Source organism: Halorhabdus salina (assembly GCF_013839425.1).
In the GTDB taxonomy this organism is placed as follows: domain Archaea; phylum Halobacteriota; class Halobacteria; order Halobacteriales; family Haloarculaceae; genus Halorhabdus; species Halorhabdus salina.
Genome location: NZ_JACDNP010000006.1, coordinates 73,441 through 96,178, shown reverse-complemented (window position 1 = coordinate 96,178; position 22,738 = coordinate 73,441). Strand labels below are relative to the sequence as shown.

General features: G+C 62.8%; 22 protein-coding genes and 1 pseudogene. 8 read left to right on the top strand and 15 right to left on the bottom strand.

The features are described from left to right. Positions 1-24 precede the first annotated feature (24 nt). Complete coding sequence (locus HZR20_RS09745; RefSeq protein ID WP_181686398.1) at positions 25-270, top strand: DUF7533 family protein; 246 nt, start codon at positions 25-27, stop codon at positions 268-270. Between the two features lie 32 nt (positions 271-302). Here HZR20_RS09745 and HZR20_RS09740 read toward each other — a convergent pair whose 3' ends face one another. From HZR20_RS09740 to HZR20_RS09725, 4 genes are all read right to left on the bottom strand, one after another. After that, on the bottom strand, positions 303-1,748 hold the full coding sequence (locus HZR20_RS09740; protein WP_220132730.1) for an NAD(P)(+) transhydrogenase (Re/Si-specific) subunit beta: 1,446 nt from the start codon (positions 1,746-1,748) through the stop codon (positions 303-305). Then, positions 1,749-2,030, bottom strand: coding sequence for an NAD(P) transhydrogenase subunit alpha (locus tag HZR20_RS09735; protein WP_181686397.1), 282 nt, complete (start codon positions 2,028-2,030; stop codon positions 1,749-1,751). It lies immediately after the preceding gene. Continuing rightward, positions 2,027-3,262 (bottom strand): NAD(P) transhydrogenase subunit alpha, encoded by a 1,236-nt coding sequence (locus tag HZR20_RS09730; RefSeq protein ID WP_181686396.1) that lies wholly within the window; start codon positions 3,260-3,262, stop codon positions 2,027-2,029. Before HZR20_RS09730 ends, HZR20_RS09735 begins: the two co-directional genes overlap by 4 nt. A 195-nt stretch (positions 3,263-3,457) precedes the next feature. Further along, positions 3,458-4,114: an RNA ligase partner protein gene (locus HZR20_RS09725; protein WP_181686395.1), complete on the bottom strand. Its 657-nt coding sequence runs from the start codon at positions 4,112-4,114 to the stop codon at positions 3,458-3,460. 95 nt (positions 4,115-4,209) lie between these two features. Between HZR20_RS09725 and HZR20_RS09720 the strand changes: the two genes are divergently transcribed. Next, positions 4,210-5,331: an RNA ligase gene (locus tag HZR20_RS09720; protein WP_181686394.1), complete on the top strand. Its 1,122-nt coding sequence runs from the start codon at positions 4,210-4,212 to the stop codon at positions 5,329-5,331. 147 nt (positions 5,332-5,478) lie between these two features. Continuing rightward, positions 5,479-6,528, top strand: a pseudogene (locus HZR20_RS09715) (RNA-guided endonuclease InsQ/TnpB family protein). 397 nt (positions 6,529-6,925) lie between these two features. On the opposite strand, the gene HZR20_RS09710 reads toward HZR20_RS09715, so the two are convergent. From HZR20_RS09710 to samp2, 6 genes are all read right to left on the bottom strand, one after another. Further along, positions 6,926-8,767 (bottom strand): UvrD-helicase domain-containing protein, encoded by a 1,842-nt coding sequence (locus HZR20_RS09710; RefSeq protein WP_181686393.1) that lies wholly within the window; start codon positions 8,765-8,767, stop codon positions 6,926-6,928. 65 nt (positions 8,768-8,832) lie between these two features. After that, the gene (locus tag HZR20_RS09705) at positions 8,833-9,135 is read right to left on the bottom strand and encodes a DUF7521 family protein (RefSeq protein ID WP_181686392.1); all 303 of its coding nucleotides are present in this window, start codon (positions 9,133-9,135) and stop codon (positions 8,833-8,835) included. Between the two features lie 108 nt (positions 9,136-9,243). Next, positions 9,244-9,849 (bottom strand): hypothetical protein, encoded by a 606-nt coding sequence (locus HZR20_RS09700; protein WP_181686391.1) that lies wholly within the window; start codon positions 9,847-9,849, stop codon positions 9,244-9,246. A gap of 83 nt (positions 9,850-9,932) precedes the next feature. Continuing rightward, entirely contained in the window at positions 9,933-10,589 is a 657-nt protein-coding gene (locus HZR20_RS09695) for a metal-dependent hydrolase (RefSeq protein ID WP_181686390.1), read from the bottom strand. Positions 10,590-10,680: 91 nt separating this feature from the next. Further along, positions 10,681-11,094, bottom strand: coding sequence for a GNAT family N-acetyltransferase (locus HZR20_RS09690; protein WP_181686389.1), 414 nt, complete (start codon positions 11,092-11,094; stop codon positions 10,681-10,683). Further along, positions 11,094-11,294 (bottom strand): ubiquitin-like small modifier protein SAMP2, encoded by a 201-nt coding sequence (gene samp2, locus HZR20_RS09685; RefSeq protein ID WP_181686388.1) that lies wholly within the window; start codon positions 11,292-11,294, stop codon positions 11,094-11,096. Before samp2 ends, HZR20_RS09690 begins: the two co-directional genes overlap by 1 nt. Before the next feature lie 122 nt (positions 11,295-11,416). Here samp2 and HZR20_RS09680 point away from each other — a divergent pair, with 122 nt between their 5' ends. Then, positions 11,417-12,391 carry a replication factor C small subunit gene (locus HZR20_RS09680; RefSeq protein ID WP_181686387.1) on the top strand — a complete coding sequence of 325 codons (975 nt, stop codon included), beginning with the start codon at positions 11,417-11,419 and terminating at the stop codon, positions 12,389-12,391. Positions 12,392-12,408: 17 nt separating this feature from the next. Here HZR20_RS09680 and HZR20_RS09675 read toward each other — a convergent pair whose 3' ends face one another. After that, entirely contained in the window at positions 12,409-13,716 is a 1,308-nt protein-coding gene (locus HZR20_RS09675) for a methyl-accepting chemotaxis protein (protein WP_258560413.1), read from the bottom strand. Between the two features lie 261 nt (positions 13,717-13,977). Between HZR20_RS09675 and alaS the strand changes: the two genes are divergently transcribed. Then, positions 13,978-16,764: an alanine--tRNA ligase gene (alaS, locus tag HZR20_RS09670; protein WP_181686386.1), complete on the top strand. Its 2,787-nt coding sequence runs from the start codon at positions 13,978-13,980 to the stop codon at positions 16,762-16,764. Between the two features lie 12 nt (positions 16,765-16,776). On the opposite strand, the gene HZR20_RS09665 is transcribed toward alaS, so the two are convergent. Continuing rightward, the gene (locus HZR20_RS09665) at positions 16,777-18,633 is read right to left on the bottom strand and encodes a cation:proton antiporter domain-containing protein (protein WP_181686385.1); all 1,857 of its coding nucleotides are present in this window, start codon (positions 18,631-18,633) and stop codon (positions 16,777-16,779) included. A 63-nt stretch (positions 18,634-18,696) separates the two neighbouring features. Beyond that, a complete protein-coding gene (locus HZR20_RS09660) occupies positions 18,697-19,449 on the bottom strand; it encodes a DICT sensory domain-containing protein (RefSeq protein WP_181686384.1) in 753 nt (250 codons plus the stop codon). Between the two features lie 134 nt (positions 19,450-19,583). Between HZR20_RS09660 and HZR20_RS09655 the strand changes: the two genes are divergently transcribed. Both HZR20_RS09655 and HZR20_RS09650 read left to right on the top strand, forming a co-directional pair. Further along, positions 19,584-20,372 carry an alpha/beta fold hydrolase gene (locus tag HZR20_RS09655; RefSeq protein WP_181686383.1) on the top strand — a complete coding sequence of 263 codons (789 nt, stop codon included), beginning with the start codon at positions 19,584-19,586 and terminating at the stop codon, positions 20,370-20,372. 75 nt (positions 20,373-20,447) lie between these two features. Further along, positions 20,448-21,158, top strand: a complete 711-nt coding sequence (locus HZR20_RS09650; RefSeq protein ID WP_181686382.1) for a type 1 glutamine amidotransferase — start codon at positions 20,448-20,450, stop codon at positions 21,156-21,158. Between the two features lie 135 nt (positions 21,159-21,293). On the opposite strand, the gene HZR20_RS09645 is transcribed toward HZR20_RS09650, so the two are convergent. Further along, positions 21,294-21,461, bottom strand: a complete 168-nt coding sequence (locus HZR20_RS09645; RefSeq protein WP_181686381.1) for a DUF6757 family protein — start codon at positions 21,459-21,461, stop codon at positions 21,294-21,296. Between the two features lie 81 nt (positions 21,462-21,542). Next, positions 21,543-22,319, bottom strand: coding sequence for a PHP domain-containing protein (locus HZR20_RS09640; protein ID WP_181686380.1), 777 nt, complete (start codon positions 22,317-22,319; stop codon positions 21,543-21,545). Between the two features lie 128 nt (positions 22,320-22,447). On the opposite strand from HZR20_RS09640, the gene HZR20_RS09635 reads away from it, so the two are divergent. Continuing rightward, complete coding sequence (locus HZR20_RS09635) at positions 22,448-22,735, top strand: DUF5789 family protein (RefSeq protein ID WP_181686379.1); 288 nt, start codon at positions 22,448-22,450, stop codon at positions 22,733-22,735. Positions 22,736-22,738: the final 3 nt, after the last annotated feature.

The window sequence follows — 22,738 nt, the reverse complement described above, 5'->3', positions numbered from 1 at the left end:
CCGACCGGGACGAAAGTAACCCTCATGGCTGCCGGAATCATGGAGACGATCGGCCGCGCCGGAACGGCAGTGATCGTCGCCCCGATCGCCGTCATCGCACTGGACTTTCTCGCCAGCGGCCGGGTCGTCGGGGGACTCGCCTTTCTTGGAATCATCGGCCTCATCTTCGCCATCGAGCGGTACGTCCTCACGTTGGGAGATCTACTAGAGCGTGGCCTCGGCGGGCTAGTTGGGACTATCGTGAAAACCGAATCGGCCGACGACGAATAGTGACGAGCGGACAAACGTGCCGCGTGCCGCGATCAGTGGTTCTCGTTGTAGGCGTCGACCAGGTCTTGCATCGACTGCTTGGCGTCGCCAAAGAGCATACTCGTGTTGTCCTTGGCGAACAGCGGGTTGGGGATGCCCGAAAATCCGGGCGAGAGGCTGCGCTTGTTGACGATCACCGACCGGGCGTCCCAGACCTCGAGGACAGGCATCCCGGCGATCGGACTCCCCTCGTCCTCTTTGGCCGAGGGGTTGACCACGTCGTTGGCCCCGGTGACGATCACCACGTCCGTCTGGGAGAACGTGGGGTTGACTGACTCCAGTTCACGCATCTGCTCGTAGTCGACATCGGCCTCGGCCAGCAGGGCGTTCATGTGGCCGGGCATCCGGCCGGCGACGGGGTGGATGCCGAACTCGACGTCGACGCCGGTCTCTTCGAGCAGGTCGGCCAGTTCCGCGACGGCGTGCTGGGCCTGGGCGACGGCCATCCCGTAGCCGGGGACGATCACGACCCGTTCTGCGGCGTCGAGCATCATCTCGACCTCTTCTGGTGACGTTTCCGTAATATTGCCCTCGTAGATGTCCTCCATGTCCTCGTCGCCCCCCTCGGCCATGCTGCCAAAGAGGACATTTGTCAGGGACCGATTCATCGAATCGCACATGATGAACGTCAGAATCAACCCGGCCGCGCCGACGAGCGTCCCGGCGACGATCAGCGCCGTGTTATCGAGGACGAACCCGGTCGTGGCGGCGGCCAGGCCCGACATCGAGTTCAACAACGCGATCACGACCGGCATGTCCGCGCCGCCGATCGGATAGACCAGCAGGATGCCAAAGATCGCGGCGGCGGCGACCAGCGCCCAGTAGGCGGGCAACCACTCGGCCACCGGCGCCTCGCCGAGCAGGCCGGACTGGACGATCAAGAAAAGGCCGGCCAGGACGGCAGCGGCGAAGAAGAGGGCCTGCATGACCTGATTGGTCCGGCCCTGAATCGGCGAGTCACCGACGAGCCCGTGGAGTTTGCCCGCGGCGACGAGACTGCCAAAGAACGTGACCGTCCCGACGATACCTGCGATGGCTGCGGTGGTGGTCAACTCGAGGCCGAGGCTGGCAGTCGTTGCCGGATCGACCGCGTCGACCAGTTCCGCCCCGGCAACCAGTGTGGAAGCCCCGCCGCCAAAGCCGTTGAACAACCCGACGAGCTGGGGCATCTCCGTCGTCTCGACACTGACGGCCAGCCACGCGCCGACCGCGCCACCGACCAGCAACGAGGCCGCAAGCAGGACCGGCGAGAGGATCTCGAAATAGAGGACTGTCGCGAGGACGGCCAGGAACATCCCGCCCGAGGAGATGAGATTCCCGCGCGTGGCCGTCCGGGGATGGGTCATGTCTCGCAGGCCCTGGATGAAGAAGATCGCCGCGACCAGGTAGGCGAGTTCCAGCGCCGACGGGGGCAGGTGCCCGAGAACGCCGTCGGCCATTTAGCGCCCACCCCGGTTGAACTGCGAGAGCATGAAGTGACTCACGAGATACCCGCCGACGACGTTGATCGTCGCCATGACGACCGCCAATACCCCGAGAACGGTCGCCAGCATGGTCTCACCGGACCCGGCCACGAGGACCGAGCCCAGGAGCGTGATGCCCGAGATGGCGTTGGCCCCGGACATCAGCGGCGTGTGGAGGTTCGTCGGGATCTTCGTGATGATCTCATAGCCCAAGAACGCGGCCAGGACGAACAGCGTGAGGTTAGTGACGAGACTCACGTCTCCCCACCCCCGTCGGTGTCGCCCGGTTCATCGGGTTGTCCATCCCCATCGCTTTCGGTTCCGTCTCCGTCACCGTCGTCCGCCTCGCTGCCCGTCGACTCGTCGTCACGGTGGGGATTCCGGACGGTCCCGTCGTGCGTGAGAAGGGTAGCGTCGACGATCTCGTCGTCAGTGTCGATCACCAGTTCGCCGTCTTCGAGCATGTTCTCGACGAAGTTGACCAGGTTGTTGGCGTACAGTTGACTCGCCGTCCGCGGGACCGTCGCCGGCAGGTTCGTGGGGCCAAAGACGGTCACGCCCTCGTGGTCGACGCGCTCGTCGGGCACCGTCGGATCACAGTTCCCGCCGCCGGCAGCGGCCAGGTCCACGACGACGGAGCCGTCGTCCATCGCGGCGATCGCCTCGCTCGTGACGAGCCGCGGGGCCTCGCCGCTCGCGACGGCTGCGGTCGTAATCACGGCGTCCGATTCGGCGACGACGTCACCGAGTTGCTCGCGCTGTTTGCGGTAGAATTCCTCGTCTTGCTCGGTGGCGTGACCCTCCTCGTCGCTGGCCTCGTCGGCGTGGACGTCCAGTTCGACGAACTCGGCACCGACGCTCGTGATTTCTTCCTGGGCTTCGGGCCGGATGTCGTAGGCCTTCACCGACGCGCCGAGGCGATCGGCCGTCGAAATCGCCTGCAGACCGGCGACGCCAGCCCCGATGACGAAGACCTCGGCGGGCTGGACGGTCCCGGCCGCAGTCATCTGCATCGGAACCATCCGTCCCAGTGTGTCGGCAGCCTGGACGGCCGCCTTGTACCCGGCGACGTTGGCCTGCGAGGAATTGGCGTCCATGCTCTGGGCCCGACTGATTCGCGGGACGAGTTCGAGTGCGAACGCGTCGACGCCCATCTGGGCCACCTGTTCGACCCGCTCGTCGGCGGCGTCGAAGGGCCCGAGCATCCCGATCACGGCCTGGTCGTCACGATACTGCCCGGAGTCTCCCTCCTCGACGGCACCGAGTGCCGCGACCTCGAAGACCACGTCGGCGTCTGCGATGACGTGCCCGCGATCGTCGCTGATCTTGCAACCGACCTCGCGGTAGGCGTCATCGGCCCAGCCAGCGGCGTCGCCGGCCCCGCTCTCGACGTGGACCTCGTGGCCAGCGTCGATCAGGTCCGCCGCGACGGCGGGCACCATCCCAACGCGTGTTTCGTCGCCCGGGGCAGACGGGGCCCCGACGATCATGTCTCACCTCTCGATACCAGTCCGTCGCCGTCGTGGGACTGTCGCCGTCCGCTCCAACATGTAATGACGTAGTGTAACATGGACAGTCAGGTAGCGGAGCCACTCGCCTGGCAGTATTAGGACTTTCGCAAATACTGCACCAAGCGGAACGGTTACGGCAATTATTGCAGCTACCGACCGACACACCGTCCGCATTCACTCGACACGTTCGCCAGCGGCCAAATACTCTTCGAGCAGCGGTGGGAACGACCGGCCGCGAAGATAGCGGAGGCCAAAGTCCTCGGCCCAGTTGATGATACCCGTATCCTCCGTGACGACGCCGGCATCGAGTTCGCGTGCCAACAGCAGCAGGTCGAAGTCCTCCCGGGAATCCAGGACGCCCTGTCGGAGCGCGCGACGATACTCGTCTCGGAGGTCGGAGATGACCTGGTCCACTTCGCTCATGTGCTCGTGATCGACCCCCGCCTCGCGGGATTGATCGGCTTTCCGGACGGCCTTCTCGGAGACGCGCAATCCTCGGTTGACCCGATCGCTCATCTCGTCGATGAACCCGTAGACGATCTCGGCCGGGATCATGATCTCGTACTGGGCCGGGCTCTTGGTGATGACCCAGGTGTCGAGTTTCTCGATCGTCTCCTCGCTGACGTCGCGGTCTTCGAGCATCGTCGTCAACTCGTCGTTGATCGAGGGGGGCATGTAACAGGAGATGTTGTGTTCGAGTTTCACCTCGGCGACGAGATCCAGCAAGCGCTGTACGGCCGTCTCCAGGTCTTCGTCCTCTTGCCGGATTTCCGGCGTAATGAACACCGACGTGTCGAGGACGAACCGCTGTTTCAGCGGATACTCGGCCATATTGGCACTTGGCGGGCCTCCGGCAAAGATTCTCCGGCGAATGTATCGTGAGGTATGGCACCACACCTATATCGCTCGCCAACCGACAGTGACGTATGGACGCCGATCGCGAACTCGCCGCCACGCTCGGCGTACCCGAAGGGGAACTCGACGCGCTGCTCGAACAATTCCAGCACGAGACGTTCGAGGGGCGGCCGTACCGACATCTTTCGGACGCCCGCCACGGCGTCGAGCGCGGGACCGCGATCGTCGAGGGTGTCGTCGTTCGCGGGTTTCCATCCATTCCGCGCACGCTGGTCCTCGATCCAGGGGTTCCAAAGCACTTCGAGGGTCGCCTCACAATCGAGGAGAAACGCAACGGGTACAACGTCCGAATCGCACGAATCGACGGGGACGTACTCGGATTTACCCGGAGTGGCTACCTCTGTCCGTACACCACGAACACGGTCCGAGAGTTGCTGGAGCCAGATGCGTTCTTCGACGACCATCCCGACCACATGCTGTGTGGCGAATTGATCGGCCCCGAGAACCCCTACACGACCCACGACTATCCCGAGGTCGACTCCGCACGGATCGAGGTCTTCGACGTGCGCCACCGGGAGTCCGGGACGCCGCTTGCAGTCGACCGTCGGCGCGAGATCTGTGCGGAGTACGGTCTCGCCGAAGTCCCCTCCTTTGGCGAGTACGACCCCGAGGCAGCTCCCGAAGCCGTCGCCGAGGTGATCGCCGATCTCGATCGCGAGGGCCGGGAAGGCGTCGTGATGCAATCCCTCGATGGCACCCGCCAGCTGAAGTACACCACTTCGGCGACCCACCGGGCCGATCTCGAGCACGCCTTTTCCCTGCCGTTCGACTACGGACGGGACTTCCTATTCTCGCGGATTATTCGGGAAGTGTTCCAGGCGGTCGAGTGCGACCGGACGGCCGGCGAGTCACGCCAGCGCGCCCAGAAACTGGGCGAGTCGATTCTCCTGCCTGCCATCGAGACCGTCCGGGCGGTCCAACGGGGTGAATCCGTCGGCGAAGAACACACGGTCCGTGGCGACCCGGCCGTGATCGAGGCACTACTCACACACCTGCGCGACCAGCGTCTCTCCCTCGAAATCAAGCGGGATACACGCGCGGACGGGAAACGCATCGTAACCTTCGTCAAAGTCGCGGCCGCGACTCGGGACAACACCCGCGAGTACCTCGACGGGAAATTGAGAGACGAATAGCAGGGTCGCCCATTACGGAAGTACAAGGAGAAAGCCCCGCCCTTCAGGACGGGGATGAATCCGACAAACGACGACACAGACCACCGACGATAGCATGGCCCGATATTCCAACAGATACTCAACCAAGAGTGTGAAATTACAAATGTAATGGTCACGGTGACTGTCACCGCGAAGTTCCACAACCCATCCCTCTCACGGCGCAAAGAGTGGCAACACGCCTCCCGCCTGTACCGTGACACCAAGCAATTTTGCATCGACGGATGGGAGAACGGCGACTTCGACAAATCCGTGACCACGGCCAGCATCGACAACGACCTCTACTCGGCCATCCAGAACCAAGCCATTCGAGAGGCGAACTCTGACCACAACACGGACGGAGCGGTTCGCTACCGAGAGAGTTAGCCGTTCGCCGTCAACAACCAGAACTGGGAACTCGATACGACCGAGAACGGCACGGTCGTCGTCGGCTTCCCATGTGTTTCCCAATGGTGGTACACACCCATCGAAGTGTACGACGATATTGCCGACCCCGTAGACCGACTGGTCGAGGGAGACGCTGACAAGACTCGGCTACAGGTCTATCGTCGCGGAGACGACTGGTTCTGTACGTTCAACATCGAATACGACACCGACACATCTGGTGAAACGCCTATCGGTGTCGATATTGGTGAACGGCACATTCTCGCGGTGACGGCCTACGGCGAGGATGAGTCGATGCTGGTGTCTGGTGGTGAGGCGAAGTATGTCCGACGCAAATATCGTTCCCTACGCGATTCGCTTTCGGAAGCGGGTGCGCTTCGCGCACGCAACCGTGTGGGTGACAAAGAACAGCGTCGAATCAAGGACTTGAACCACAAACTCTCCCGTCGTCTCATCACGTTCGCGGAACAGTTCGAGAACCCCGTCATTCGGATGGAAGACCTCGAAGGCATCCGCGAGAATAGTTCGTGGTCGGGCGTTCACTCTTGGCATTTCCACCAACTCCAACAGTTCATCACGTACAAGGCTGAACGCGCTGGTATCCGCGTCGAAACGGTCGATGCCTATCATACCAGCCAGCGGTGTTCGGCGTGTGGTTCGATGGGAACCCGTGATGACGACCACTTTTCGTGTCCGGAGTGCGGTCGTGGACGCCACTCAGACCTGAACGCGTCGGAGAATATCGCACAACGGGAGGGTGAACCATGCACGGCGTAGCAGTTCGGCTGACGCGAACCGTGCTACCTCGCTGGTTGAACAACCAGCCGTCGTCATCGGGCTACGCCCGATTGCTCGTGGAACGTTGTTCCACGCTGTTGACGCCCGCTGTATGCGGGGAGGAAGGCCCTATTGACAGGGCTATACGCGCTGGAAAGCACGTCCTTGGTCACAACTGGACGGCGACCTTCGACGGCCCACGCGAAAGCGTACTTGAGGTCCGAGGAAACGCGCAACCTGAATATCCCCTTCGGGGAATCCTCGTCCTCGAAAACGCTTCGCGTTTTCGGGTGCAACGAGACGCAACGCGTCTCGTCATGCCCCATTAGGGCGGGGAGGATGTCAAAGCTCAATGTTGCTTGACTGGACACCTGCAAGAAGAGAGAACTCTGGCCGTTCAGTGGACGACCGTGGCTTCCTCTCCAAGGATGTCACGCAACATCTCTGCGGGCTCTTGGTCGGTCGGTTCGTCGTTGAGCAAGACGTCAATCGGCAGCGTCGGCGCGCCGTCGATGAGATTTTCCATGATGACCAGTCGTTCCCGGGCCCGAGACATGCCGACGTAGAAGACCCGTCGCTCGTTATCGGTCAGCGTCGGGACTGGGCTTGTATGTTTGGTGAACTCCTCGCCGCCCGGGATGTCGATACCCGCCTGCTCTGCGGTCGCGGCCATTTGCTCGACGACCTTCTCGGTGAGATCCGTCGTGACGAAGACGTGGTCGGCTTCACGACCTTTCGCGCTGTGGATCGTCCCGACTCGGATACGATCCGGGCTGACGTCCTGGTTATCGCCACGGAAGTACGCCTCGATGGTGCGTTCCTGAAAGCTCGTCACTTTCCGGACCATATCGGCCGCTGCGGGTGGTTCAGGCAGGAAGGGGGCGTGGTCACGTACCAGATCGGGTTCGAGATCGATCTCGGCGAGGTCTTCGGTCTCGGCGGCCTCGGAACGCTCGTCGATCGCATCGAAAAGGTCGTCGCGCTCGCCCGTCCCGAAGGCCGTATCGGCGAGCATGTCAGCCAGCCGGCGGGCTTCTAGGGCGGTCAGTGGCTCGTCAGCCGAGACCGATTCGATCCCGCTGACATAATCGCTCAATCGGTCGGTCCACATGCGCTGGTCGGTCATCACCGAGAACGGAATCCCATCGCCGATGAACTCATCGATAAACTGAAACATCTGATAGCGCGCCCGGAAGAGGATCATCAACGTCCCGTCGTCTTCCTCGACGGTGTCCCGGACGTTGCGTACCAGGTCGAGCATCGACGGTCGCTTTACCGCTGCGACTCGACCGCCCTCTTTACGTGGTGAGAGGTTCTTCTCCTGGCGCTGATCGATGTGGCTGACCTCCTGTTGGACCACTTCGAGGATCTTCGAAGGCAGGCGGTATGACGTATCGAGGATGACGTCTTGGCCCTCTTCTTCGAGTAGCAGTCGCGGGTCGGCACCCTGCCAGGCGTAGACAACCTGGTCGTCGTCACCGCCGATCAACACGCCGTCCATGTGGGGTTTCCACTCCTCGTAGACATCGTACTGCAAGGTTGTGATGTCCTGAAACTCGTCGATCGCCAGATAGTCGACGTTCGGTAGCAGCGACCGCTGTGTAACACGTTCGAGCATGTCCGCAAACCCGACAATTCCTTCCTCACCCTTGTAGGACCGCCAGGCACGGATGACTTCAGGGACATCGATACGGTCGTCATCGCTGGGCCAGGTCGGCGTGTACTTGTTGCCCGTCTGGGCCGCGTCGTCGATCTCGGGGGGCAAACGGACGGTCTCGTCGTCCCACTTGAATGGAACATCGTACCAGTCGCCCACGTCCCGGCGGGTTCGCTGGAGCCACTGGTTCGTGGCGATGATCTTGTTCCCAATTGTCGTTGACCGGGCCGACCGACGACGCGAGCCTTCGTACTCGCCCTCGTATTCGATGCCGAACTGTTCACAGAAGTCCTGTTTGTCGGACTCGCCGACGACGTCGCCACGCGAGAGATTCAACAGCTCGTAGGCTTTCGCGTGCATCGTCGAGACGTTACCCTTCAATGATCGGGGCGAGATGTCGAGGCGCTCGGCCAACCGTTCCCGGACTTCTGAGGCCGCTGCCCGCGTATACGAGACGACCAAAATGTCACTAACGTCGACACCGTCCTCGTCAAGCAATTTCTCGACCCGATCCAATAGGGCCGTCGTCTTCCCGCTCCCTGGTCCGCCAAACAGCCGCGTCACCTGCTCATCGTCGTTCATTGCACAATTACTAGAGCTACTCCCTCATAAGGGTCGTGACTTTTTCCAGAACCCGCAAATGCGACTCAGCGGTATAAAGAGAGGTATAACATCGCAAATCCGATGATGAACGGGACAACCTGGGTGATGTTGAAGAACAATCGCGCCCCGGGGCTGGGTTCAGCGGTGAACATCTGGGTGACGATATTGCTCACCGCCACACCCATGCTGATAAAGGCGAACCCGATGAATGCAAACTGGAGGCGATCGCTCTCACGTTGCTGGTAGGCCTGGAAGCTGATAACAGTGATCCCCAGCGTCAACCCGAACAGAATGAGCCGCAATAACACCAAAAACGCCTGGCCGTACTGCACAATACTAGCGACCATCTATTCATCACGAAGTTGACTACGCCCCCATATCAATGTGACCAAATGTCGCCAGAGTCGACCCAAACAGAGTCGATCGAGGCGGCGGTCCGCTGGACGTCCGACTGATTAGCCGACACCCAGCAGCGCCTCACTGAGAGGAACGAACACCCGAACGTCGAGGGCAACCACCAGCACCGCACCGACCACGTCGAAGACGAGATCGAGGGCGGTATCGAGCCAGCCATAGTGGACTAACACCGGTTCGACGTCGAGTCGGTCGCCAACGTCCCTGGCGAGAAGTTCGAGTCCTTCCCAAAGGACGCCAACCAGCAACGTTCCCGTCACCGTGACCACACCCGGCAATGTCGTAATCCCGGTCGTCTCACCGAGCACGACCACGGCCCCAGCGTACACGAGCGCCGCGACCAGCGCTGCAGAGACGGTGTGCGTGAGATGGTCCCACCACCACGTCGACTCGTAGACACCGAGCATGCCGATGGCGTGCAACAGACTCGCGACCCCGATCCAGGCCGGCAACAACGGCCCAATCGCGAGACGCTGATAGCCAATTGCGTCGAGCAGCGGGGCAGCAACGAACGGCGTCACGACCAGAAGTGCACCGATGAATGCGTTGGTCGCCACGGCAATATCCCGCCGACGAATTGCCCACCCGAAAATACCGACCACCGCAGTCTCCATCACCAGCACGACCAGCCAGAGCGGGTCGGCCATACGTGAGTCCCCTCGTGTACAGCAATCACTGCTGACTGTCAATATTCTTGGGGTCATCGCCCCACGGAACGGACGGCGAGAGCCTATGCGTTGCCGTCAGTTGTCGCTTGGGCAGCACCGTCGATGCCATCACGATAGCGATCGGGAAGTCGATCGATGACGGGGCTTGGCAGTACCGCTGTGAGATCGGTCACCACCGCCAGTCCAATCGACGGCAAGTGTCGCCGGACGGCAGTATAGACGACGGCGATCCCCAGCGAGGCCATGACGAGCGCTTCGAGTCCACCATCGACGATCACGAGCAGCGGCAGGGCCGGGACGACTGACAGCGCCAAATCGCCGGGAGAGCCGTCATAACCCACCCAGCGACGCGGTGCGATCCAGCGTCCCCGGTAGTGGTCGTACACCGCCCGATTGGAGGTTCCCTCCCAGGGTCGCAGTTCCAGCCCACCGCCGTAGACGTCACTTCGACTGTGAAGAGCTGCTGCACTCACGCCCACACCAAGTGCGATCGTCAGCGCGCTCGGGAAGAAGATCCCGACCGCCACGGCGGGAACGACGAGTCCAGCGTAGACAACCGGGTAGTGAAGCGTCTTCCGGTGGCCCACGTACATGTCCAGGTCGGGAACGATCCCGCCCAGAAAGCCCGCAAGTAGCGCAACCCCGGCGTACTCCGGCGCGGTCCAGACGACCGGCAGCGCCAGTGCCATGCCCCAGAGGGCATGGGTGGGAAGCATCATTACCCCCTCGTAGCGCGCCGAACGGGTTTAGTATGTCGGTGTCGTGAGGGATGGTCACAAGGAACAGCCCTGTGGGACGCCACAGACAGGGCTACTCGGCCGAGAGGTCCGCTGTGTCGATCACCGCAGGATCCAGTGCCCCTTCACAGCGTTCAGTATCGATAGTTGTCACGTCAAAACCAAGGGCCTCGTAGAACGATCGCACACCGGGATCGAATCGCGCGACCAGCCGATCGCGCTCGCTGGCGGCGGTCCGAACCAGTGCCGTGCCGATCCCCTGGCCGCGCCGCCGTCGACGCACGGCGATCGACACGATTGCCGGGCCATCGAGGACGCACGCACCGATGACCCGTTCGCCGTCGGTGCCAGCGACGGCGACGAGGACATCCCCCGCTCGAAGCCTGTCGAGAATTCGCTCGCGGTCGGTTTCCAGGGCTGCCCCATCGAGGACGTTGAGGACGGAAACCAGATCTTGAGGCGTCCCCTCCCGGATGCGGACGTCCATTAGCCACCCTTGACGACCCGCAGCACTTCGACACGCTCGGCGCTAACCTCGCCATCCTCAGGCACCGGCTGGCCGTCGACAAGGACGGACGCCTCGTGCGGACTGACATCACATGCCGCCAGCAAGTCGGCATACGTCGCCCCCGACTCGACATCCAGCTCGCGCGTGTCCTCGCCGACGACCTCAACCATGACGTGCATGTGCGGACGTTCGCCCGCGCGGCAATGAGCTCTTCGGCGACGTCCGCCATCGTTCGAACCCGGAAACGCTGTCGGCGGACCGACTCGCGAGGTTTTTCCCCCCTCCCCTCCACGTCCAGACCATGAGCGAGGCCGAGCCAGCCCGGGCGGGCCGCCAGGAAGTCTGGATCGAAAAATACCGCCCACAGTCTCTCGCGGACATCGCGGGCCACGAGGCGATCACCGAACGCCTCCAAAGTTACGTCGACAGCAATGACCTCAGCCACATGCTGTTCGCCGGGCCGGCCGGGACCGGCAAGACGACCGCCGCGATGGCTATCGCCAAAGAACTGTACGGCGACGACTGGGAGGAGAACTTCCTCGAACTCAACGCAAGCGACGAGCGGGGGATCGACGTGGTTCGGGACCGCGTGAAGTCCTTCGCGCGCACTTCGTTTGGCGGACATGACTACAGAATTATATTTCTTGATGAGGCCGACGCACTTACCTCAGACGCACAGTCAGCACTTCGCCGGACGATGGAGCAGTTCTCGAACAACGTCCGGTTCATCATGTCGTGTAATTATTCAAGTCAGATAATTGACCCGATCCAGTCCCGATGTGCCGTCTTCCGGTTCTCGCCACTCGCCGACGAGGCCGTCGAGGAAACGATCCGCACGATTGCCAAGGAGGAGGGTATCGAGATGACCGACGACGGCATGGACGCACTGGTCTACGTCGCCGGCGGGGACATGCGCAAAGCGATCAACGGCCTCCAGGCCGCGTCGATGTCCGGGGATCGGGTCGACGAAGCGGGTGTCTTCGAGATTACCTCGACTGCTCGCCCAGAAGAGATCCGCGAAATGGTCGAGCGAGCCCTCGATGGGGATTTCACCGCTGCCCGGTCACAACTAGATACGCTACTGACCGAGGAAGGGATCGCCGGCGGCGACATCATCGATCAGCTGCACCGTTCAGTCTGGGAGTTCGGGCTGGATGACGACGCAGCGGTTCGGATTCTCGATCGAGTCGGTGAGGCTGACTACCGCATCACGGAGGGGGCGAGCGAGCGGATTCAACTGGAAGCGTTGCTGGCGTCGCTGGCCCTCGAGAAGTAAGCGGCGATCCCGGGCACTCAATCCATAACGGTATCGAGCCGGGTTTCGACGCGATCGACATCGTCTTCGAGTGTGTCTATCTGGTGAGCTTGAGTGTCGGTTTCGGACGCGATCGCTTCGACGGCGTCGGCGACGTCGTCGGCGCGGTCGGCGACTCCATCGATCATACTCGCAATCTCTTCGGCGCTTGCGGCCTGATCGTCCGTCGCGCTCGCGATCTCAGTGACGCCCTCGTCAGTCTCCGTAATGGCCGCTCGAATCGTCTCCTGGTTGTCGATTATTGCCTCGATGTCCGCCTCGACAGCCTGGATCGAACCGTTAGTCTCTCTGACGCGCTCGGCCGTCTCGGTCGCCATTTCCCGAATCTCTTCGACAGTCGTTTCGATCTCGGTGGCGTGTTGTTTCGACTCGTCAGCCAGATCCTTGATCTCGTCGGCAACAACGGCAAACCCGTCGTTGTTGCCCTCGCTGCGGGCGGCCTCGATGTTTGCGTTCAGCGCGAGCATGTTCGTCTGGTCGGCGATGTCGTCAATGACCGCGACGAATTCCTGAATCTCATCGATCCGCTGGCTGAGACGCTCAGTTTTAGTCGCGACGTCCGCCGATTCTGCAGCGACATCGCCGACTTGCTCACTCACGTCCGTCGCGGTCTGGACAGAGTCTCCAGCCAGTGAGGTGGCCTTGGAACTTTGATTGCTGACTTCCTCGGCACTGGAGGCGATCTCTTCGATGGTCGCACTGAATCCCGAGACCTCCGACTGGACCTCCGTCAAGTCTGTTGCCTGCTCGGCAGCGAGGTCGCTAATCTCCCGTGACTGTTGGGCAACGTCACTTGTCGACGCCCCGAGTTCGTCGACCGAAGACTTGACACTCTCCGAAAGGTCGACCTGTAATTCGTGTAGCGTCTCGCGCTGTTCGACGACCTCACTCACGTCCAGTAAGATCTCGACGGCACCGGTAACTGACCCGTCTGCCGATCGGATCGGGACTCCGATCGCACGTGCATGAGCCTGTTCCTCGTCTGCATCCCCGGCTGAGCGAAACTCCGATTCTCTGACGGCCTCGCCTGTCCGAACGACTGTCTCGGCAAGCGTCTCCGAGTGGCCTTCGGTTCCGAAAATGTCGTAGGCATCCATCCCGATCGCTTCCGACGCCGGGAGACCGATGAGCGACGCGACAGCGTCGTTCCAATGAGTGATCGACCCCTCCGTATCCACAGCGAAAGCAGCTTCCGGGAGTCCATCGAGTAACGATTCGAACATAGCTTGCCAGACAGTCGGATCGTCGGTTTCTCCAGCGAGCGAGCGTGAATTGTCGGTTGTCATTTTTGCATGAAAGCCGATCGAGACGGATAAGTTCACGCAAATGATTTCGCGATTCGTCACCGCCATAGCGTCTGAGACTGTGATCTACCCCCTTACAGCGGACAGCCGACAATCGGCAATCGTGCCAACAGACCCATGCGGGCGAACTTCGCCAGCGGTTCGAACGGAAATGCCGTCTAGACAGGCTATACCGGGCGAATCTGTCGGAAAGTACCCTTCGGAACTGATTTACGCCAGGATGGGCCACAATACACCCAACGAATGAGCGATCTCGAGGAGGAATACCGGCTCGACTATTTCGAGGAGCACGGATTCCGACGTACGGAGTGTTCGGAGTGTGGGGACCACTTCTGGACGCTCGACCCTGACCGGGAGACCTGCGGTGAACCGCCCTGTGATGAGTACAGCTTCATCGACGACGCCGGATTCGACGAGGAATTCGAACTGGGCGAGATGCGCGAGGCGTTTCTCTCCTTTTTCGAGGAGCGCGACCACGACCGCATCGATCCCTATCCTGTTGCCGCCAACCGCTGGCGCGACGACGTGTTGTTGACCCAGGCCTCGATTTACGACTTCCAGCCGTTGGTGACCTCGGGGACGACCCCGCCGCCCGCCAACCCGCTGACGATCAGCCAGCCCTGTATCCGGATGCAGGACATCGACAACGTCGGCGTCACGGGCCGACACACCATGGCCTTCGAGATGATGGCCCATCACGCCTTCAACGCGCGTGAGGACATCGACGACCCAGAGCAGTACGCCTACGAGGGCGAGGCCTACTGGAAAGAAGAGACGGTCGCCTACTGCCTGGAGCTGTTCGAGGAACTCGGAGCCGACCCCCAGGAAGTCACACTGATCGAAGACCCCTGGGTCGGCGGCGGCAACGCCGGTCCGGCCTTCGAGGTTATCTACAAAGGCGCGGAACTGGCGACGCTGGTGTTCATGCAGTTCGAGCAGGACGCCGACGGCGAGTACGAGATGAAAGACGGCAACTGCTACAGCCCGATGGACACCTACATCGTGGACACGGGCTACGGGCTCGAGCGATGGGCCTGGGTCTCTCAGGGGACGCCCACCGTCTACGAGGCCGTCTACCCCGACACGATCGACTTTCTCACGTCGAATGCGGGCATCGATCACACCGACGAGGAAGCGGAGATCGTCCACCGGGCCGCGAAACTCGCCGGCCGGATGGACATCGACGAGGCCGAAGATGTCGAGGCTGCCCGGGACGACATCGCCGCCGAGATCGGCGTCGAGACCGAGCGACTGCGCGAACTCGTCGAACCGCTTGAGTCCATCTACGCGATCGCCGACCACTCCCGGACGCTCGCGTACATGCTGGGCGACGGGATCGTCCCGAGCAACGTCGGGACGGGCTATCTCGCGCGGATGGTCCTCCGGCGAACAAAGCGACTGGTCGACACCGTGGGCGTCGACGCCCCGATGGACGAACTCGTCGACATGCAGGCCGAGCGGCTGGACTATTCGAATCGCGATACGATCCGTGACATCGTCCGAACGGAAGTCGAGAAGTACCGCGAGACCCTCGATCGGGGCTCGCGACGAGTCGAATCGCTCGCCGAGGAGTACGCCGAGACTGGCGACCCGATCCCGACCGACGAACTCGTCGAGTTGTACGACAGCCACGGAATCCAGCCGGACATGGTCGAAGAGATCGCGGCCGAACGCGGGGTCGACGTCGACGTGCCCGAGGACTTCTACTCGGCGGTGGCCCAGCGCCACGAGGAAGAAGACGTCGCCAGTGCGGCCGAAACGGCCGGCTACGCGGACCGGATTGCCGACCTGCCCGAGACCGATCGGCTCTACTACGAGGACCAGAATCGGACCGAGTTCGAGGCCGTCGTGCTGGAAGTCTTTGAACGTGAAGACGGCGACTACGACGTCGTGCTCGATCAGACCATGTTCTACCCCGAAGGCGGGGGCCAACCGCCGGATCACGGGACGCTCTCGACGGAGGACGTCACCGCGGACGTGACCGACGTCCAGGTTCACGACGGCGTGATCGTCCACCGTGCCGACGCCGACCCGGGGACGGGTGATTTCGTCACCGGGCAAGTCGACGGGACCCGGCGGCGACGCCTCATGCAACACCACACGGCGACCCACGTCGTCGGTCACGCCGCCCGGCACGTTCTGGGTGAACACGTCCGCCAGGCCGGTGCCCAGAAGCGGACCGACTCGGCACGCTTAGACGTTCGGCACTACGAGCCGGTCGCCCGCGAAGAAGTCAAAGAGATCGAACGCGTCGCCAACGATCTCGTCACGGACAACAGCCAGGTCACCCAGGAGTGGCCCGACCGCCACGCGGCCGAAGCCGAACACGGCTTTGACCTCTACCAGGGCGGGATCCCCCAGGGCGAACAGATCCGGCTCATCACGGTCGACGAGGACGTCCAGGCCTGTGGTGGCACCCACGTCTCCCGGACCGGTGATATCGGAGCGATCAAGATTCGCTCGACGGAACGCATCCAGGACGGCGTCGTCCGGTTGAGTTTCGCGGCGGGCGAGGCCGCCATCGAGGCGACCCAGGAAACCGAAGACGCCCTCTACGAGGCGGGTGACGCCCTCGACGTCGACCCGATGGACGTCCCCGAGACGGCCGAACGGTTCTTCGAGGCCTGGAAGGACCGGGGCAAGGAGATCGAGGAGTTACAGGAGCAACTCGCCGAGGCACGCGCATCTGGGGCCAGCGACGGCGAGGAAGTCGACCTCGACGGGACGACGGCCGTCATCCAGCGGGTCGACGCCGAGATGAACGAATTGCGGGCAACGGCCAACGCCATCAGCGAGGACGGCTCGGTCGCCGTCATCGGGTCAGGGGCCGACGGCGCACAGTTCGTCGTCGCTGCGCCGGAGGGAAGCGGCGTCGACGCCGGCGCGGTCGTGAGTGAACTCGCTGATCGAGTCGGCGGTGGCGGCGGCGGACCGTCTGACTTCGCACAGGGTGGCGGTCCCGACGCGGCGGCGCTCGAAGACGCCCTTGCCGACGCCCCGGACGTGCTCCGGCAAGTGATGAGCGCCTGAGAAACAGTCCAATTACTCACAGTAGTCGATCGCTGTCCTGACGTCGTCGTGACGACCCAGGAACGTCAGGTGATCACCACGTTGGATCTGCTGGCCCGGTTGGGGGATCTGACTCTCACCGTCTCGCGTGACCATCGCGAGGTGGGCACCTTCCGGGAGTGCTGCCGAGAGGTCCGCAACTGTGTCACCGACGTGAGCTTCATCAGTCACTTCGATCTCCTGGACGTCGCCCGTCTCGTCGAGTTCGGTCATCCAGCGGGCGATGGCGGGCCGTTCGAGCAGGTTATCCATCGACCAGGCGATCGATCGCCAACTCGAGACCGTCTGGACATCCAGATCGTCGAAGGCGTCGATATTGCTCGGTTCGTTCACTCGGGAGATGACTGTCTCGACCCCGAAGGTGTTGTTCGCGAGCTGGGCGACCAGGAGATTGACGTCGTCGTCGGCGGTCGCCAGCGCGACGATCCGGGCGTTGCCGATGCCGGCGCTTTCGAGCACATCCCGATCGGTGGCGTCGCCTTCCCTGACGGTGTAGCCGTCGCCACGTAACTGTTCGACGACAGCCGGGTCTCGTTCGACGATCACCACTTCCTCGCCCCGGTTGGCGAGGCGATCGGCTAGCGACCGGCCGATCCGCCCGCCGCCGACGATGAGGACGCGTTTTGGGATCACGTTCAGTGCCTGTGCGAGATGTCGCGCTCCACCCCCTTCAAACGTCACGGTCAGGAAGATGACCAGGAAGACCGTCCCGACGAGTGTCGTCGCAGCTGTCGGGTTCTGAGACTGGAGTTCGAGCGCGAACAGCGTCGCGACCGAGGCCGGGATGATCCCGCGGGGACCGATGGCGCTCATATACGCCCGCTCGGGGAGCGTGAACGGTCGACCGATGGTACAGAGCATGACCGAAAGCGGGCGGACGACGACGGCGACGAGAACTGCCACGAGGACGCCAGCGACCCCGAGGAACTGCAGATCGGACAGCGAGAGCAACGACGCCAGCGTGATGAACACGAAGGAATTGACCAGCAGCGTCACGTCGCCCTTGAACTGCTCGACCGTCTCCCGGTAGGGGAGATCGACGTTCCCGAGAACGAACCCGCCGGCCGCGACGGCGGCGATCCCTGCCTCAGAGAGGATCGACTCGGCCCCGCCGTAGGCGACCAGCGCCGCGACGAGGACGACCAACCGGGCGTTCTGTGGCTCGTTGTCGTTCGACTCGATCCGCGTCAGCACCAGCCACGCCAGGCCGGCGACGCCGACGCCGACTGCCACCCCAGCGCCGAGGCGGTACGCGAATTCCCGGAAAAACATCCCCAGGCCGCGAGTCTCCAAGACGACGTACTCGAAGACGACGACCGCCAGAATCGCGGCCGTCACGTCGTTGATGACACCCTCCGTCTCCAGCGTCGAGGCGACCCGTTCTCGGACAGCCACGACGTTCATGATCGGCGTGATGACCGTCGGCCCCGTCGCGACGAGCAACGAGCCGATCAACAGGGCGAGCGCCCAGGACGTATTCAATAGGACGTACACGGCGAGGGTCGTCCCCAAGAGGGTGATCGCCGCGCCGACGGTGACGAGTCGTACGACCGTACGGGGGGCCTCGCGCAGTCGTTCGGTTTGCAGCGAGAACGCGCCCTCGAAGACGATGATCGCGACGCTGAGTCCGACGATGGCTGGGAGCGCACCGTCCCCGCCCCCGAAGACGGCCGGCGTAATCAGGCCTACCCCTTCAGGACCGACGAGCACGCCCATCAACAGCAAGAAGAGAACGCTCGGCACCCGAAACCGATCGGAAAGGATCTGGGCGAGGACGCCCAGCCCCGCGATCGTTACGACGACCTGGATGATCTCGACGGTCCCGCTCACAGTCGAGGTTCAACGTCGAGTACAATCAACATGGCGCTCGTTAGACCGGGGCAGTCCGGGGCGTCACTGCCCGTAGGTCGTTTCGAGGTGGGCTAGGATGTCGTCGACGAGTCGGGGTTCGAACGTCCAGTAGCCCCGGTATTCGTTGGGTCCGATCTCCTCGGCGACGAGGGCAGCCTTGCGGTCGTCATCACCGTCGCCGTCGTGGACGACGAACCACGAGGTCTGCAATTCGTCTGAGTCTCCGGCGTGGACGGTCAACTCGTCAGCAAAGGCCGGCGAGTCCCAGCCGCCCACACCGTAGACGTGTGTGTCTACGCCCGAAGCGGCCAGTTTTCGGTAGGTCGATTCCGTCCCGCGTTCGTCTCGAACCCGAGAGAGTTGCTGAAACGATGAGTGCAAGGCGCCGGCGTCAGTCTCGAGGGCGAGGGATTCGATATGTCTGGAGATGTGGATCAACAGGAACTTCTGTTTGTCTTCGACGGTGAAGGTAACGTTAGAGAGATGGGCGACGACCTCCGGAGTCTCGACGTCCTCGACGGGGACAGTACCGGTGACGTACAGGTCCGAGTTGACCAGCAAGAGGGTATCACTGACGTCGTTCATCCGTGAGACTGCAAGCGTCCCCGTCTGTTCGTCCTGTAACAGGACGACGTCGCTTGGCGCAGTGGGATCCTCGGACTCGGAAACGGACACCGTCTCAGAATCGAACATATCGGCCAGCATGCGATAGAGGGGGTCGACGGACTCACGATTGAGGACGGTCACCGTCTTCTCACGGTCGTCGAACGCGTCGATAAATGCCGAAATCCCCATTACGTCAATATAGGGCCGCAGGACCTAAAGATTCAGTGGTCGATGCAAGTCCAGTGCCCGTTAGCGGCCCGGGCCAGAGTCGAGTTCGACGCCCGACCGGCGGCCCTAAACCAGCCCCGACCCAACTGGAGGATATGCCGACAGTGCAGAACGGCGACGTCGCGCTCAGATACGCGACGGCCGGCGAAGGACCGACTATCGTCTTCGTCAACGATGTCGGGTTCGGGGCGTGGTACTGGAGCTACCTGCAACCGGCGATTGCCGGCCCCGACGAGACGGTCGTCTGGGACCCGCGCGGGACGGGCGACTCCGGTGCGCCGGATGGTCCCTACGCGATAGAAACGCTCGTCGAGGACCTGGCAACAGTCATCAGCGCTGTTGACACGCGACGAGTCCACCTCGTGGGAGCCGGTCTCGGTGGCGCGATCGCCTTCGAGTACGCCCGACGCAACGACAACGTGGCGTCGCTGGCCCTGTTGGGGACTGCAGCGGGCGACGCCGTCGACGCCGAGCGGTTGGCGGCCCTCGCCGCGCCACTGGACGAGCCGGACGCACTACGAGAGTCACTTTCAGGGGGGTTCAAGCCGGGTGTACCGGAGGAGCACCCGGAGACGATCGAACGCATCGTCGGCTGGCGGGCCGAAGACGACGCCGACCCGGACGGTCACGCGGCCCAGCGAGCGGCCTGGATAGAGGCCGACCTGCCGGACCGCTACGAGGTCACGACGCCCGCCCTGGTCGTCAGTGCCGACGCCGATCGGATCGTCGATCCGGACGCGACGGCGAGGCTGGCGGCCGACCTGCCACGCGGTGAACACCGACGGGTCGACGGGGGCCACCTCTTTCCCGTCAGCGAGAGCCAGGTCGTTGGCGACGAACTGCGGGCATGGCTGGACGAACAGACGGACAACCGGCTGGAGTGACTTGTACCGTCAGCGAGCGGGGCGAATGCTGCCAGTACTGAGACGCTTTTACTCACTGGACCCTTCTATCGGCCAATGACACGGCCACGACTCGCGTTGCTCAACGCGGCCCACGACGGGGCGGACTCCCGACGGAATTTCCGGCGAGAACTCGACGCCGATCTCGTCGAGTTCGACGCAACCGGGCGGGACCTGCCGTCGACGTTCGCGTTCGACGGGTTCGTCGTGACGGGATCGCGCGCCTCGGTGTACTGGGAGGAACCGTGGATCGCGGACCTGAAAGCGTGGGTCTCGGAAGCGGTCGATCGCGGTCTCGGCGGACTGGGCGTTTGCTTCGGTCACCAACTGGTGGCCGAGGTCCTCGGGGGCGACGTCGAGGCGATGGACGACTACGAGATCGGCTATCGAGAGATCCGACGAACCGGCCCCTCGACGCTGCTGTCGGGGATCGACCGCACGTTCAGGGCCTTTACGACTCACTCCGATCGCGTCGCCACGCTACCCCAGGAGGCGACGCACCTGGCCGAAAACGAGTACGGCGTCCACGCCTTTCGCGCGGGAAACGTCTTCGGCGTCCAGTTCCATCCCGAATACGACCGGGCGACTGCGGCATCGGTCACGCGCGGCAAGGACGAACTCGCCGAGGAACGGAAAACCGCGGTTCTGGAGGGCATCACGCGGGAAAACTACCTGGCTGCTTGCGAGGCAAAACGTGTCTTCGAGAACGTGACGCAGGTGTTCGGCACCAGGGAAACCCCTGCCGTCACGCCGTCAGCGGGCGACTGATCGGGCGTACGGAAACTTTGACTGGCCCGCAAAATCGATGAAGGACTGAGCTGAACGAATCGATCAGATTCCAGAACGGCGTGATGTGGGTGACTGGGACCCGAGTAGCGGCCGATCGCAACCGGGCAGACAGACTCAAGAGCGGTCGATGTCGAGATCGAGGTCGTCGTCGATACCCTCCAGCCAGTCGCCGTCAGCGAGTTCCGACATCCGGTTATGGAAGTGCTCCTCACAGAGCCCCACCTTCAGGGCGTCTTTCTCGACCGCGACCTCGGCCTCGCGGTCGCAGTAGTGACACTGCATATCCGACTGTTGGTGGCCGAGGACATTGAAGGCACCGCTGTCGTCTGACGGACAGCAGACGGATCGACGGGAGACAGACAGTCAGCGCTCCAGCCGAGCGCGAAATCGCTCGTAGGCCGGACGGTCGAGTCCAGCCGCTCCGAGCGTCGTCCCGTGGGCGTCGCTGCCGCCGGTCGCGAGCAAGTCGTATTCGTCGATCGTTCGCGCGACCGACGATCGATCGACCGCTTCGTCGTACGGATAGGCCAATTCGAGTGCGTCGAGATCCCGAGCGTGTGTGAGTGCCGAATCCGGGTCGTCGTATCGCAACGGATGGGCGAGGCTGACGACACGCGCTGCCTCGCCCAGCAATTCGCGGCCCCGCTGGAAGGACGGAATCTCGCGGGCAACATAACATGGGCCGTCGTCGCCAAGGAGGTGTTCGAAGGTCTCCGAAACGTCGTAGGGCGCCTCGCTGTCGGCGATCGCCGCTGCGATATGTGGCCGACCCACGCCCGGCTCGAACGAGACATCGAGATCGACGCCGAGACGCGCCTCGACCTGTTCGACGATCGCCCGGGCGCGCTCGATCCGATCTTCCTGCAGGCGTTCGAGTTCCGTTTCCAACGCGTCGGTCTGGGCGACACCATAGCCGAGCAAATCGAGCAACTGGTCGTCGGTCCGGACCCGCAGTTCGATCCCGGCAATGACGGTTACGTCCTGGCGTTCGATCCAGGGCTCACTGAACGGCGGAAGGCGGTCGTGGTCCGTGATCGCCACGGCATCGAGATCGGCCCGTCGGGCGGCATCGGCGACTGACTCGGGCGATATCTGCCCGTCCGAGCGAGTCGTATGGACGTGCAGGTCGGCGACAACCATGGCCGGTTTTCGAGCGGCCGACCTTTTCCGGTTGCGATCGTGACGAAAATCGCATAGGTGACAGTCACTTGCACTATTTGGATGATTAATTGTGAAGGTTTATTAGCATCCATGCCATTCGACGTAGTATGCGAACGATCCAAGACGCGAGTGATCGACTCGGCACGCACCGGTATCCAGCCACAAGAGACGAGTTGCTGGCCGCCCATGGCGACATGGAGATCGAGTTTTCGAATGGGTCCGAGACCCTGACCGAGATTTTGGGGCGTCTCGACAGCGAAACCTACGATACCCACGAGGAAGCGACAGCTGCGATGTACTCGGCGGTCAGCAGCATGGCCATCGGACGGAAGCACTACAGCGACAGAGATCCGTTCAGTCCCGGCACGGACGGTCGTGACCAAACCTCGCTGTGAGAC